The 14,077-nt window shown below is 44.7% G+C and carries 16 protein-coding genes and 2 tRNA genes; 9 read left to right on the forward strand and 9 right to left on the reverse strand.

The features are described 5' to 3' along the window. Positions 1 to 11: 11 nt before the first annotated feature. Positions 12 to 569 (reverse strand): NUDIX domain-containing protein, encoded by a 558-nt coding sequence (locus MKHDV_RS00805; protein ID WP_160711273.1) that lies wholly within the window; start codon positions 567 to 569, stop codon positions 12 to 14. Between MKHDV_RS00805 and rimI the strand changes: the two genes are divergently transcribed. The 4 genes from rimI (at position 559) to MKHDV_RS00825 (ending at position 2,311) form a co-directional block, all read left to right on the forward strand. Next, complete coding sequence (gene rimI / locus MKHDV_RS00810; protein WP_160711275.1) at positions 559 to 1,062, forward strand: ribosomal protein S18-alanine N-acetyltransferase; 504 nt, start codon at positions 559 to 561, stop codon at positions 1,060 to 1,062. The two genes, MKHDV_RS00805 and rimI, sit on opposite strands and share 11 nt — an antisense overlap. 17 nt (positions 1,063 to 1,079) lie before the next feature. Then, positions 1,080 to 1,829, forward strand: coding sequence for a triose-phosphate isomerase (tpiA, locus tag MKHDV_RS00815; protein WP_160711277.1), 750 nt, complete (start codon positions 1,080 to 1,082; stop codon positions 1,827 to 1,829). Positions 1,830 to 1,869: 40 nt separating this feature from the next. After that, positions 1,870 to 2,172 (forward strand): preprotein translocase subunit SecG, encoded by a 303-nt coding sequence (secG, locus tag MKHDV_RS00820; protein WP_160711279.1) that lies wholly within the window; start codon positions 1,870 to 1,872, stop codon positions 2,170 to 2,172. Between the two features lie 53 nt (positions 2,173 to 2,225). Further along, positions 2,226 to 2,311, forward strand: a tRNA-Leu gene (locus MKHDV_RS00825). 89 nt (positions 2,312 to 2,400) lie between these two features. Here the strand turns inward: MKHDV_RS00825 and MKHDV_RS00830 are convergent. Beyond that, positions 2,401 to 3,708: a phenylacetate--CoA ligase family protein gene (locus MKHDV_RS00830; RefSeq protein WP_160711281.1), complete on the reverse strand. Its 1,308-nt coding sequence runs from the start codon at positions 3,706 to 3,708 to the stop codon at positions 2,401 to 2,403. A 437-nt stretch (positions 3,709 to 4,145) separates the two neighbouring features. Between MKHDV_RS00830 and rsfS the strand changes: the two genes are divergently transcribed. Genes rsfS through MKHDV_RS00845 form a run of 3 tightly spaced genes read left to right on the forward strand, consistent with a single transcriptional unit; the run spans position 4,146 to position 6,318 of the window. Further along, complete coding sequence (gene rsfS, locus MKHDV_RS00835) at positions 4,146 to 4,529, forward strand: ribosome silencing factor (RefSeq protein WP_160711283.1); 384 nt, start codon at positions 4,146 to 4,148, stop codon at positions 4,527 to 4,529. Positions 4,530 to 4,540: 11 nt separating this feature from the next. Further along, on the forward strand, positions 4,541 to 6,073 hold the full coding sequence (gene gpmI, locus MKHDV_RS00840; protein ID WP_160711285.1) for a 2,3-bisphosphoglycerate-independent phosphoglycerate mutase: 1,533 nt from the start codon (positions 4,541 to 4,543) through the stop codon (positions 6,071 to 6,073). Positions 6,074 to 6,075: 2 nt separating this feature from the next. Next, the gene (locus MKHDV_RS00845) at positions 6,076 to 6,318 is read left to right on the forward strand and encodes a hypothetical protein (protein WP_160711287.1); all 243 of its coding nucleotides are present in this window, start codon (positions 6,076 to 6,078) and stop codon (positions 6,316 to 6,318) included. A gap of 87 nt (positions 6,319 to 6,405) precedes the next feature. On the opposite strand, the gene MKHDV_RS00850 is transcribed toward MKHDV_RS00845, so the two are convergent. Next, positions 6,406 to 6,831 carry a hypothetical protein gene (locus MKHDV_RS00850; protein ID WP_160711289.1) on the reverse strand — a complete coding sequence of 142 codons (426 nt, stop codon included), beginning with the start codon at positions 6,829 to 6,831 and terminating at the stop codon, positions 6,406 to 6,408. Positions 6,832 to 7,340: 509 nt separating this feature from the next. On the opposite strand from MKHDV_RS00850, the gene MKHDV_RS00855 reads away from it, so the two are divergent. Beyond that, a complete protein-coding gene (locus tag MKHDV_RS00855) occupies positions 7,341 to 8,825 on the forward strand; it encodes a sodium-dependent transporter (protein ID WP_160711291.1) in 1,485 nt (494 codons plus the stop codon). A gap of 22 nt (positions 8,826 to 8,847) precedes the next feature. Continuing rightward, entirely contained in the window at positions 8,848 to 8,949 is a 102-nt protein-coding gene (locus MKHDV_RS00860) for a MetS family NSS transporter small subunit (protein ID WP_160711293.1), read from the forward strand. 478 nt (positions 8,950 to 9,427) lie between these two features. Here the strand turns inward: MKHDV_RS00860 and rho are convergent, their stop codons facing one another. From rho to MKHDV_RS00890, 6 genes are all read right to left on the reverse strand, one after another. Continuing rightward, positions 9,428 to 10,861, reverse strand: a complete 1,434-nt coding sequence (rho, locus tag MKHDV_RS00865; protein ID WP_160711295.1) for a transcription termination factor Rho — start codon at positions 10,859 to 10,861, stop codon at positions 9,428 to 9,430. Between the two features lie 216 nt (positions 10,862 to 11,077). Further along, positions 11,078 to 11,587, reverse strand: coding sequence for a CarD family transcriptional regulator (locus MKHDV_RS00870; RefSeq protein WP_160711297.1), 510 nt, complete (start codon positions 11,585 to 11,587; stop codon positions 11,078 to 11,080). A 96-nt stretch (positions 11,588 to 11,683) separates the two neighbouring features. Continuing rightward, entirely contained in the window at positions 11,684 to 12,289 is a 606-nt protein-coding gene (gene pth, locus MKHDV_RS00875) for an aminoacyl-tRNA hydrolase (protein ID WP_160711299.1), read from the reverse strand. A gap of 81 nt (positions 12,290 to 12,370) precedes the next feature. Then, positions 12,371 to 12,958 (reverse strand): 50S ribosomal protein L25, encoded by a 588-nt coding sequence (locus MKHDV_RS00880; protein WP_160711301.1) that lies wholly within the window; start codon positions 12,956 to 12,958, stop codon positions 12,371 to 12,373. Positions 12,959 to 13,015: 57 nt separating this feature from the next. Next, complete coding sequence (locus MKHDV_RS00885) at positions 13,016 to 13,963, reverse strand: ribose-phosphate pyrophosphokinase (protein WP_160711303.1); 948 nt, start codon at positions 13,961 to 13,963, stop codon at positions 13,016 to 13,018. A gap of 38 nt (positions 13,964 to 14,001) precedes the next feature. Continuing rightward, positions 14,002 to 14,077 (reverse strand) — tRNA-Gln (locus tag MKHDV_RS00890).

A 14,077-nucleotide genomic window follows, 5' to 3' on the forward strand; every position in this document is an offset into this window, starting at 1 on the left:
TTGTGGTGATATTAGGCAGATGTCGTGAAAATGATGTTTGCACGAATAGCCCACACTAGAACGGGGGTAAGCATGCTTGGAAAATGCTCGTAGAGTGATTGCAGTTCTTCTGCATCCACATATAGTCCATCTTGGACTTCGTCAGGATTAGGCGAGAGCGTTTTTGTGCCGATATTCGCAGAATAGAGTGAAATCCATAATGTTGAATCGTCTATGCGTTCTTGCTGCGATTTTTGGTAATACAGAGAGACTGATGGAATGTTGAGCTCTTTACGGAGTACTCTTTCAGCTGCGGCTTCTAGTGCTTCGTCTGCACCAACATGGGTCGCTGCAGAAATATCCCACATGCCCGGTGCCAATGCTTTATTATCTGACCGTCGTTGCAGAAAAAATTTCCCTTGTTTATTATAGATAAGAACGAAGACAGATTTTATTGCAAGACGTTGCTCATGCGCGGTTGCTGAGGGCATGACCAGTAGAGGTTTGCCACTGCTGTCTACCACTTCAATATGACTCCCACGAGAAGCCGCATTGTCGGTGGACGTGTTTGGATATGTAATGTCTGACATATTTGCTAAGATAGGGCCGCTTGAAGCTAATGGATATGTTTTTTTTCGTTTAGAGAAAAAAGACAGTGCAGAAGTGGCGGCGCTTGAGAAAAAATGTTTTTCAACACCATGGACTGAAAAAGAATTCAGTCTGTCTTTTGACCAAAAGATTTTTAAAGTCTTCGGGTTGAAGAAAGATGATACATTAGTGGCCTATATTGCCATGTATCATACAGTAGATGAGTTGGAAATATTAAACATAGCCACGGATCCGAAACAGAGAAGAAATGGTGCAGGAAAGCGGTTACTTGCTCTTATGCTTTGCATTGGGCAAAAATTAGGTATACAACAGGCGTTTCTAGAAGTGCGCAGAACCAATATACCTGCCATCAATCTTTATGAACAGATGTGCTTCTCTCAAATTGGGGTGCGGAAAAAATATTATAGTGACACCGGTGAGGACGCATTACTGTATAAGTGTACCCTTGCGGACCTCCCCGATAGTCTTTGCTAAGTAAGGAGTAATGACCCATGAAAAAGCTTATGGCTGCAAACTGGAAAATGTTTAAGACTGCTCAAGAAGCTAAAGATACTGCAGCTGGGCTTGTTGAGCTCGTTGGCGAACTCTCTGAAGACAGAGAAGTTGTTGTATTCCCTCCATTTACCGCTCTACATGCTGCAGGTGAAGTTTTCTCCAAGCATGAAGGCTACTCTTTTGGTGGCCAAACTGTATGTGCAGCCTCTGAAGGTGCATTTACTGGCGAAATTTCCCCTGTGATGCTTAAAGACGCAGGTTGTACTTGGGTTCTTACTGGCCATTCTGAACGCCGTGCTCTTTTCGGAGAGACTAGCGAGCAGGTTGGTGAAAAAACAACTTTCGCTCTGAACAACGGCCTTAATGTTTGCCTTTGTATTGGTGAAACTCTTGAAGAACGCGAAGCCGGTGAGCTGGAATCTGTAATTGCTGAACAGCTTGAGAAAGGTTTGGCGACTATTCCGGACACAGAACCAGCACGTCTCGCTGTTGCATACGAGCCGGTTTGGGCTATCGGAACCGGTAAAGTAGCAGGTCCTGAAGAAATTGTAGAAGCTCATGCGATTGTTCGTGCTAAACTTCTTGATATTTTGGGCGGAAAAGCTAATACTACCCGCGTTCTTTATGGCGGAAGTGTAAAGCCAGAAAATGCTACTCAGATCATTACACTTGACAATGTTGACGGTGTATTGGTAGGAGGCGCTTCCTTGAAGGCTGAAAGCTTCAGCAAAATTGTTACTGCTTAGCAACCGATTCGGATTGATATAGCTCTTAGGAGGACGTTTCGTGGAAACCTTGATTCTGACCCTGCACGTTGTGGTCTGTCTTGCACTCATTTTGCTTGTTCTTTTACAGGCTGGTAAAGAGGGCATGGGTGTTATCTTTGGCGGCGGCAACCAGTCTGCGTTTGGCGGCGCTGGTGCAGGCGGTCTTCTAGTGAAGGTTACTGCAACTCTTGCAGCAATTTTCTTCATTACTTCTTTGAGCTACAACTACATTGCTAGTGATCGTACTTCTGATGAATCAACCATCATGAATATTCAGATCGAGCAGAAAGCTCAGCCTAGTCCTGACCAGACAACTAAATAAGTCGATAATGCGCGTTTAGCGCATCCTCAGTAACGCTTGCGTTACATATATGTGCCCAGGTGGTGGAATTGGTAGACACGCTATCTTGAGGGGGTAGTGGGCCACGCCCGTGGGAGTTCGAGTCTCCCCCTGGGCACCATGTACGTAAAGGGATCGCAGAATATATTCTGCGATCCCTTTTTTCGTTCTTATAGATAATAAAAAAGCCCGCGTATGCGGGCTATTTTATTATTCGGATTCGTTTCGTAAGTCGAAAACGCGTTTTGCTTTGCCTTGTGATCGTTCAATGGATCTTGGCTCGACCAGACGTACTTTCGTTGAAACACCGAGGAATTCTTTGATTGTTTTCTGGATGCGCATTTCAATCTGCTGGAGATTTTTAATAGCATCAGAGAAGAGTGATCCGTCAATCTCAACCTGTACTTCAACAGTATCAAGGTTGCCTTGGCGTTTAACAATGATCTGGTAATGCGGTGATGCTCCCTCTGTTTCCAGAATGATAGATTCAATCTGTGAAGGAAACACGTTAACGCCACGGATGATGAGCATGTCATCACTGCGTCCTGTAATACGGTTCATACGAACGTGGGTACGACCACATTTGCACGGAGTGTAGTTTAAGGACGTAATATCGCGTGTTCTGTAACGGATAAGCGGAATGCCTTCCTTTGTCAGGGTGGTGATAACCAGCTCGCCGGTTTCACCTTCTGGAAGCTGTTCGCCCGTTACTGGGTCAATAATTTCCGGCAGGAAGTGGTCTTCGAATATATGCATTCCGTCTTTTGCGACTGCACATTCAATAGAAACCCCAGGTCCCATAATTTCGGAAAGACCGTAAATGTTTACAGCATCAATGCCCATTTTTTCTTGTAAGTCATTACGCATTTCGTCTGTCCATGGTTCAGCGCCGAAAATGCCGACTCGAAGTGGAAGATCGCGCAAGTTGACACCTGCCTGCTGTGCTGCTTCATGTAGTACAAGCCCGTAAGACGGGGTGCTGCAGATTACGGTTGCTCCAAAGTCTTCCATTAGTGAGACTTGGCGCTTCGTTCCGCCGCCGGAAATCGGAATAACAGTAGCACCGAGGCGTTCTGCACCGTAATGCACGCCAAGGCCACCTGTGAATAATCCGTATCCATATGAGTTGTGGATGAAGTCGCTGCGGGTTGCACCGGCTGCCATAAATGAACGTGCCATAAGCTCGGCCCAGTTGTTCACATCTCGTTGAGTATATCCTACAACTGTCGCCTTGCCGGTGGTGCCACTTGAAGCATGGAGACGGACAATATTTTCTTTTGGAACAGCAAAAAGTCCAAACGGGTAGTTGTCACGTAGATCCTGCTTCTCAGTAAACGGGAGTTTAGCCAAGTCGCTGAGGCTTTTGATATCGGCAGGAGTAACTCCCGCCTTAATAAACTGTTCGCGGTACTGAGGAACATTTGCGTACACTCGTTCACAGAGATTCTGTAAACGGCGTAACTGAATTGCTTCTAACTCTTCGCGAGGCAGTGTTTCTTGCTCAACATTAAAAATCATACATGACTCCTGATACAAAAAGAATAAAATAACTACACGGTTCAAGAAAAGTAGTTACCAGATTGCTGGCTCTATCGTTCCTTGAATCTTATGGACCTAGCCAGCGCACTGGCTATATATATGTGCAAACATAGGAGATGCACCATAAGCGGGAGGTGGGTCAAGTCTGTTTTTCAAAATTGTCATTTTTAATGAAAATTCTCTTCCTGTTGTTAATTGCTTATAGGCAGTAAATAACGTAGGAAGGGGCAGGAATTTAAGGCTGGCAAAGTCGGAGACGTGTTTCTACTGACATTGCTGGAAGAGAATTTATCATCCTTTTGCAGCTGCACAGGTACTGTGAGGGGATTAAAATTATAAGCATTGCATGTGTTGCGTGTAGTAGCCTAAGATTTAGCCTGCATTATAAAAGCGCAGCCCTAACGAGTGGATAAAAAATGATTGGAAAGATTGAAAAAAAATACAGTACTGTTTCTTCACAGGAAAAAGTAGCTAAGATTATTGAATGGCTTGAAGCTAAAAAAGCTAGTGATGTTGTAGTTCTTGACCTTGAAGGTGTGAACTCCTTCACTGATGCTGTGGTTATTGCCACAGTAAAATCTGTTCGCCAGTCAAGAGCGTTAGCAGATGAGATTTCTAAGCTTGCAAAGGGTGAAAACTACGAGCACCTGCGCGTTGAAGGTAAAGACAGTAACCAGTGGGTTCTGATTGACCTTAACGACGTTCTTGTGAACATTTTCCAGGAAGACGCTCGTGGCGCCTTTAATCTTGAAAGCCTCTGGGCTGACGCTAAAGTTTTATACAAATCTGAAGCTGAATAGGAATACGCACTATGACACCAACCCTTTTGCTGATTCTTGATGGTTGGGGCATTGCTCCCGCTGGTGAAGGAAACGCAATTTCTCTTGCGAGCACGCCAACTCTTGACTGCTTAGTGGCTGATTATCCGATGTCCCGTCTTGCTTGTTCCGGCCGTGCTGTAGGCCTTCCGGAAGGGTTTATGGGCAACTCGGAAGTTGGACATATGAATATCGGTGCAGGTCGGGTTGTGTTCCAAGATATGACACTTATTGATGTTGCACTTGAAGAGAACAAGTTTCAGAAGAACCTTGTTCTTAATAATGTTATGACATCGGCGAAAGTGAAGGGCGGAACAGTTCATTTAATGGGACTGGTTTCTGATGGTGGTGTTCATAGTCACTTCAATCACCTCGTTGCTTTGCTTGAAATGGCAAAAGCAATTGAGGTTGATGTATGCGTGCATGTGTTCCTTGATGGTCGCGACACTTCTCCTACAAGCGGACTTGGTTTTGTAAAGCAGCTTCTTGAAGCTATAGAGCGTATTGGTGCAGGTCGAATTGCATCTATTTCCGGTCGCTACTATGCGATGGATCGTGACAAGCGTTGGGATCGCAACCAGCTTGCGTGGGATTGCTTTGTGCATGGCAAAGGCAAAACCACATCAGATCCATTGAAAGCTATTCAGGATTCTTACGACGAAGGAATCACGGATGAATTTTTCATTCCAACATCTATTATAGCAGAAGGCGGCGAGCCGATTGCAATGAAAGATGGTGATTCTGTTTTTATGTTCAACTTTAGAGCAGACCGTATGCGCCAGATTGCTCAGGCAATGTGCGTTGACAGTTTTGTTGATTTTGAACGTGGAGACTTCCCTAAGCTTTCTGCACTCGCCTCTATGACTTGTTATGAAAAATCTTTTGGGTTGCCTGTAGCATTCGCAAAAGATGATTGCCCTGATCCATTAGGAGAATTGGTAGCTAAACAAGGCGTGAAGCAGCTTCGTCTTGCGGAAACAGAAAAGTATGCTCATGTAACATACTTTTTCAACTGTGGCCGTGAAGAGCCTTTTGAAAATGAAGACCGGGAACTTGTCAGCTCCCCTCGTGATGTAGCCACATATGATCTGAAACCTCAGATGAGTGTTGAAGAGGTTACAGAGAAGCTTGTCACAGCGATTACATCTAAAGAATATTCATTTATCGTGTGCAACTTTGCCAACCTTGATATGGTTGGGCACACCGGAATTATTGATGCTGCAATCGAGGCGTGTGAAGCTGTTGATGCATGTGTTGCTAAGGTGCTGGATGCCGTCCATGCAAGCGGTTGGAGAGCACTTGTCACTGCAGACCATGGGAATGCAGAAGAGCTGCGTAACGCTGCTGGCAACACACACACCGCGCATACAACGAACCCCGTCCCGGTAGTACTTATTGATGAAAGTGCTTCGTGGAAACTTCGTGAAGATGGAATTTTAGGCGATATCGCGCCAACAATTCTTGATATGTGGAATATTGAGCAGCCTGCTTCAATGAACGGAAAAAGTCTTATCTGTAAGGACTAAGCATGAGCAATTCACAGAAACCGATTTCTCCTGTTAAGCCTGTCGGGATGGAAGTTATCTTCTTTTACCCTTGTCCACACTGTGACCGTAAAGTACCAATTATAGGTGCTGTACAACCATCAATGGAACGCTGTGATGCTTGCCAGAACATTTTTCCGATTGTTCCAGTTGACCGACGTACTCTTCAATATTTGAAGATATCGTTAGCAGACGGCGGGGCAGCAATTGATCCCGACTTTATGTAGAATCAGTTTTTCATTTAAAGAATAAAAAAAGCGGAACCTAGAAATTATCTAGGTTCCGCTTTTTTTATGCACAGTGTGCTTGTAAATTTACTTTTTCGCGTTGTTGTATGCTTCAGTAATTCTGTCCTTAATGTAGGCGCGCATTGCAGCATCGTCTTCATCAAGGTTAAAGCAGCACGCATCTTCACCCATCAGTCCGCCAGGTACCCAATCGCCAAGTTCATCCGCGTCATTGATCATATCTGCATAGAAGCAAACAGAAAGCCAGCGGTCTTCTGGATCATCATCTACTACATCTACAAGTACAAAAAGTTCGCGTTCAGTCTGCTTGTCGTGTTTTGCACGCAAAGAGAAGCTTACACCGGGTCTGCCCTTGAAGGATAGATTTGCACCTTCAAAAGAAAGCAGAAGGTCTTTGTAGCTTGCAAATGCCGCTTTTGTCTTAGCTTCAGATTCAGTCCAACCTTCAAGAAGGGCATCAAGCTCTTTACAATGGGAATTGTCAGTAAACATACATCTCTCCTGAATAGAGTGTCGTAACATTAATTACTAAAAGCACTAAAATTTCTCACGAGAGGGGCAGTGTGTCAATACTGATTCATCATTCAGTTGAATATCAAATTATGTATAATGTACGCATGTTAGGGATAATCCGATAATAAGAAAATAAACATTTTGGTTAAACAACTAGCCAGCTATAACAACTTTCGTACTGTAGCAAGAATTATTGATATAGGTAGTAATACAGACTGTTAGTGATTGTTTTTTCAATTTTGCTAATTCGCGTTGAACAATTCTGTAAGAAATGTGTAGACATTTTTGTGATCTAAACGTAGTTCGGACGTAACGAATGGGAAGTGAAAGCCCTGATGTAGGTTGCCGTTTTACAAATTTGAGATTTAGCACCCCGACGATTCTGCTAAAAATATCGTCTGCTGCTTTTGTATTCTTCAAATTGTAATGGTATATTTGCTGAAAGAAGCATTCACTATTTGAGTGTCAAATTTAGTCGAGGTGTTGCTATGGAAAATCGTGAACAGTGGGGATCCCGTGCGGGATTCATTCTTGCTGCTGTAGGCTCTGCTATTGGTTTGGGTAATATCTGGCGTTTCCCGTACATGGCGTACGAAAACGGCGGTGGTGCATTCTTTATTCCTTATATTTTTGCACTGCTGACTGCAGGTATTCCATTTATGATCATGGAATTTGGTCTTGGTCATAAATATAAAGGTTCTGCTCCAAAAGTTCTTGCCGCTGTTAATTCAAAATACGAATGGCTTGGTTGGGTACAGATTGTTATCGCAGCAATTATCGCAGTATACTACGCTGCTGTAATTGGCTGGACAATTAACTACCTTGGTTTCTCTTTTGATGGCGCATGGGGTGCTGACACTAAAGGGTTCTTCTTTGGTGAGTACCTTGGTCTTACTTCTTCTCCAACAGAGCTCGGCGGAATTCGCTGGCCTATTTTTGGTGCCTGTGCACTTACTTGGGGTTTAACTTGGCTTGCTTGTACTTCCGGTATCCGCGGTGGTATTGAGCGTGCTTGTAAGATTCTTATCCCGCTTCTTTTCGCACTCGTACTCGTGTTCATCGGTCGTGTAATCACACTGCCAGGTGCAACCATGGGTCTTGATTTCCTCTTTACTCCAGATTTTTCTAAGTTGACAGACTTTAGTGTTTGGGCTGCTGCATATGGTCAGATTTTCTTCTCGCTGTCCATTGGCTTTGGTATCATGATCGCATACTCAAGCTACCTGCCTAAGAACGCTGATATTTGTAACAACGCAGCGATGACTGTATTTATTAACTGTGGCTTCTCTATGCTCGCTGGTATTATGATCTTCTCAGTACTTGGTAGCATGGCTCATTCCACAGGTCAGGCAGTGTCTGATGTTGCTGGTGCTGGTGTAGGTCTTGCCTTCATCACTATCCCGGCTGCTATCAACACCATGCCGGCACCACTGTTCTTTGGCTCTGTGTTCTTCCTGTGCCTTACAATGGCTGGTGTTAGTTCTCATATTTCTATTGTTGAAGCTGTTACCTCTGCTTTGATCGATAAGCTTGGTTCTTCTCGTAGAACGGTAGTAACTGCAATCTGTATTGTTGGCTTTGCTCTGACGACAGTATTTACCACTGGCGCAGGCTTGTTGATCCTCGACATCGTTGATCACTTTATCAACAACATTTGTTTGCTCTTCGCAGCTCTTGTAGAAATTGTTCTTATGAGTTGGATTATCGGCCTTGATGGAGTACGTGATGATGTTAATAAGCATTCCGACTTCTCCGTAGGCAAACTTTGGGCATTTAGCCTGCGTATCATCACAGTACTTGTTCTCGGCTACACCTTCCTTTCTAGCCTCTACAATAAAGTGACTGTACCGTACGGTGGATACCCAATGACTGATCTTGTGATGTTCGGCTGGTCTATCTTGCCTCTCGCAATTTTGGTTGCAATCTTCCTTCAGAAGAAACAATCACATAAACAGTTCCAGCATTACTCTTAATAGCTTTTAAGGAGAAAATCCTATGACTACATCTGCAATCATTATGATGGTAATTGGTCTTGGCGTAACTTGGGGCGGAGCAGCATTCTGTATCTCCCTCGCTATCCGAAATCGCGAAGTTTAGATCGTAAGATCATATAGAAAACGAAAAGACGCTGTTCTAGAACAGCGTCTTTTTTTGCGTTTTGTTCATGAAACTAACGTTCTGTTTTCTACTACTAAGATACCAAGGGAGGTAGGGCTAATGTCATTCTCACGAAGTACTCCTGTCCCTCTAACAAAATTGTATATGAAGATTTCCGTTACTTTCATCAGAGGGATGATTCTAGGATTCTGATGGTGATCGTTGGACACTTCTATGGACTGTTGGTGTATACCTCATGGAACCGAGGACATAGAGGAAGCGAAGAGTAATCTTGTTGCATGGCATTCCTTACAAGAAAGCGATAACAATCCACCACAGATTGCAGGAAGTAGGAGTGTAATAGGGTAGAAAGTAAGCCAGAAGGAAGATCTGAGGAGGGGCTAATCTTGTGAAAGATAAAATTCAAATACAAAAAAACCTCGCCGAAGCGAGGTTTTTAGTTACGTCTAAGTCGTTCTTACTTATTCATAGAAATAAAGAACTCGTTATTGCTTTTGGTCTTGCGCATTTTGTTAAGCAAGAAGTCCATGCTGTCAATGGTAGACATTGGAGCAAGGATTTTGCGAAGAATCCAAATTTTGTTAAGCATTTCTGTACCAAGAAGGAGATCTTCCTTACGAGTACCAGTGCGGTTGATATCAATTGCCGGGAACACGCGTTTTTCAGCGAGATGACGGTCAAGGTAGATATCAAGGTTGCCAGTGCCTTTAAATTCTTCAAAGATGACTTCGTCCATGCGGGAACCAGTATCAATGAGAGCAGTGGCGATGATAGTCAAGCTACCACCTTCTTCGAGGTTACGTGCTGCGCCAAAGAAACGCTTTGGGCGTTGCAGTGCGTTAGCATCGAGGCCACCGGAAAGAACACGGCCGGAAGATGGGGTAACTGCGTTGTATGCACGTCCAAGACGAGTAATGGAATCGAGCAAAATAACAACGTCTTTACCACGTTCTACAAGGCGCTTTGCTTTTTCCTGAACCATTTCTGCAACCTGTACGTGGCGCTGTGGTGGTTCATCAAAAGTAGAGCTGATAACCTCAGCGTTCTTAACCGTACGCTCCATATCAGTAACTTCTTCAGGGCGTTCATCAATAAGCAGGATGATAAGATAAACATCCGGATTATTAGCATTGATGGAGTTAGCCAATGATTGAAGAAGAATAGTCTTACCAGTTCGTGGAGGAGCAACAATCAGACCACGTTGTCCACAGCCAATTGGGGCCATGAGGTCAATGACTCTGCCGGAAAGGTTTTCTTTTCCGTTTTCCATTACGAGCTGGCGCTCTGGATAGATAGGAGTGAGGTTATCGAAGAGAACGAGGTTGCGAGATTTTTCAGGTGGTTCAAAGCCAATTTCATTGACTCTGAGCAGGGCAAAGTAGCGTTCGCCTTCTTTAGGCGGTCTAATTTGACCTGAAACTACATCACCTTTTCGCAGACCGAAGCGTCTGATCTGAGAAGGGGAAACATAAATGTCATCCGGCCCAGGCATGTAGCTGTACATTGGCGAGCGTAAGAAACCAAACCCATCAGGAAGGATTTCGAGAACGCCCTCACCAAAGATGGCTCCATTTTGTGCAGCACATTTTTGCAGTAAAGCAAAAATAAGCTCCTGCTTGCGCATGTTGCTCGGGTTCTCAATTTCATACTCTTTGGCAAGTTCCATCAGCTCTGCTGCTGGTTTGCGCTTAAGTTCTGAAAGGTTGAGACCTTCACTTGGATCTGCATTTGGATCGGGAGTAAATTGAGGCGCTGGGGCTCTCCGTGATCTATCGCCACGGGAAGCAGCAGGAGGAGTTCTTCGTTTGCGAGCTGTAGGTCGGTCTGATGTTGACGCAGCCCTACGAGGTCTTTCCTGCTTCGCTTCTTCGACGTCTTTTCTTGTTGCCATATAGACTCAAAGGAATGGTTTAATTTGAATAGAAATGTACAAGCGTACATAGAGGAGCTATGAGACATAGCCGATGACATAGTTTGGGAAGTTTTGTGCGTCCCCCGACGGAAGGACAAAGACGTTGAGCAGTGTCAAATGGGGGGGACTGAAGAAAACGTGTAACGTATATAGAAGAAAGTAGCTTATCAGGAAAAAAATGACAAGAAAGTGTGACTATTTTTTTTCCTGTGCAGCAATTACGTCTGCAAACATTTCTTCAATTTGTTTTTGAACAGCGTCTTGGGTGGTGTCTGTAGCGTGGGCAACTTCAAGGGTAATGAGACCCATTGCCTGTTCTAATAAGCGACGCTCACCGAATGAAAGTTCTTTATCCTTACCGATAAGCAAAAGTTCTTTAAGGACGTATGCTACGTCTTCAAGAGCGCCACTTTTCAGTTTGTCGGAATACTCACGGTAACGGCGGTTCCAGTTCTGACCAGTATAGCCAGTGAACCCTGAGCGATCATCGAGAGATTTAAGAAGATCAAGAGCCTCTTCATGTGTGCACAGTGGACGCAACACATTGGTTGCGGTTGTAACTGGCACCATAAGAGTCACATTGTTGCTCAGTATCCGGATGAAGTAGAATTCAGCCTCGGTACCGCCAACAGTCTGAGTCTCGATTCTTTCTACTTTGCCTACACCCTGAGCTGGGTATACTACTAATTGATCCTGAGCGAACACAGCGAATCTCCTTGCAATATCTGCGTTACATCGTGAAACGCGAATCACACTCTAACGCAATAAGCACTAAGAGTCTATGGTTATCTAATCGAAGAATTAGGGAAGCTTAAAGGCGTTGGTTATTTTCACCGCTTCGTCAAAACCTGATGAAACAAACGCTTCAAGACCTTTACGGGCACCTTCAAGAACCATTTCTACGTCTTCGCTTTCGGTTTTAGTGAAGCGGTTAAGAACGTAGTTAGAAACGGATCCATGTTCCGGTTTGCCTATACCAAGACGCATGCGATTAAAATTGCGACTTCCAAGGTGCTGTTCAATGGAGCGTAATCCATTGTGTCCAGCGTGGCCGCCACCGATTTTAAATTTCATTCGCCCTAGTGGTAGGTCTAGTTCGTCATGCAGTACAATAACCTGTTCAGGTTCAATGTCGAAGTAGTTACACGCATGGCCGACAGCTTCACCGGAAAGGTTCATGTAGGTCATTGGCTTTATGATAAGCCAGAAGTTGCGGGATGTGCCTATTCTGCATTTCCATGCATCATATTTTTTCTTTCCGATGGAAAGGGGAGAGCATGCATCTGGCGAAAAACGCTGGGCATCTTTCAAAAGGTGGTCTGCAACCATAAATCCGAGGTTGTGCCGGGTATTGTCGTATTCTTTACCCGGGTTACCCAATCCAACGATTACTCCGGAAATATTCATAGCTATCCTGTTAAGCAATCCAATAAAAAGGAAATGGCCTCATACCGAAGCATGAGGCCAACGATTTCACAAGGAATTCGCTTAAGCTTCTTCTTCTTCGTCAGTTGCTGCAGAACCACGACCTGGTACTACTGCAAGTACTTTGAAGTCGTTATCGTAGTAAGCAGTAACGTTTTCTGGAAGTTCGATATCGCTAACGTTGAGGAATGTGTGGATGCTGTAATCAGTAACATCAACAACAATTTCGTTAGGGATGTCTGCAGGCTTAGCAGAAACAGTGATAACCTGACGGTATTCTTCAAGACGACCGCCGAGTTTAACACCTTTGGATTCGCCAGTTGTGCGAACAGCAACTTTAATGCGAATTTCTTTATCAGCATCTACGCCGTAGAAGTCAACATGCTGGAGACGGTTTTTGAACGGGTGACGCTCAAGTTTCCAGATAAGACATTCTTTAGTTTCGCCTTCGATATCAAGTTCGATAACGTTGGTAAGACCAGCTTTTTCGTAAAGCTTGATCAATGCCATTTCGTCCATCTGAACTGGAACGTTGTCACCGGAAGTGCTGTAAAAGATACCAGGAACGTTGCCAGCTAAACGAAGCTGACGGTTTGCACCTTTACCAAGACCTTCACGTTTTGCAACGGAAAAAGTAATTTTTTCTGACATGTAATAGCTCCTTTGAGGTTCCACCACGAGATGTTTCACTCGCTGCAGACACGTTCTTTATACGAAAAGAACGCTAACGGAGGATTCCGTATGGATATTATGAATTGCTTTAGCAAGAAGGCCTGCAATAGAGAGGACTTCAAGTTTATCGCAATGATCGAGTTTGTCGCCGAGCTCAATAGTATCGGTAACAAAAACTTTTTTGAAAGCTGAATTACAAAGACGGTCAATGGCTGGACCGGAGAGAACCGGGTGTGTAGTACACGCCATAACTTCTTTGGCACCGTTGCTCATAAGAACGTCAGCTGCAGCACACATGGTACCAGCAGTATCGATCATATCGTCGACAACGATGGCTATTTTATCTTTTACATCACCGATAACGTGCATTGCCTGAGCCTGGTTAGGCTTGTCACGACGTTTGTCGATGATTGCGAGGCCAGCGTTAAGACGTTTTGCGTAAGCACGCGCACGTTCAACACCACCAGCATCAGGAGAAACCAAAACGATCTCGCCTTTTTCGCTCTGAATGCCACGAAGGCGGTCAAGCATAACTGGCGCAGCGTAGAGGTTGTCTACAGGAGCATCAAAGAAGCCCTGAATCTGGCCTGCATGGAGGTCTACGGTTACAAGGCGGTCCATGCCAGCAGTAGTCAGGAAGTCCGCAACAACTTTTGCACTGATAGGCGCACGAGGAGCAACTTTGCGATCCTGACGTGCGTATCCGTAGTAGGGAACAACTGCAGTCACGCGGCCAACACTAGCACGCTTGAGGGCGTCGAGCATAAGACAAAGCTGCATGAGGTTATCGTTAACAGGCGCAGAAGTAGAGAGAACAACAAATACGTCGTCGCCTCGTACGTTTGCACCGATCTCGATGCGGCATTCGCCATCGCTGAAAGTTTCACAAAGGGTTGGAGTAAGCTCGCAGCCTAAGTGGCTACAGATAGCTTCTGCCAACGCAGGATTGGAAGAGCCGGTGAGGATTTTTAGATCGCCGTTCATGATACCATACTGGGGTTATAGTTAGTTATCTGTAAAAATGGTTGGGACGGCAGGACTTGAACCCGCGGATGTCGGGACCAAAACCCGATGCCTTACCAACTTGGCTACGTCCCA

Source organism: Halodesulfovibrio sp. MK-HDV, assembly GCF_009914765.1.
GTDB lineage: Bacteria > Desulfobacterota > Desulfovibrionia > Desulfovibrionales > Desulfovibrionaceae > Halodesulfovibrio.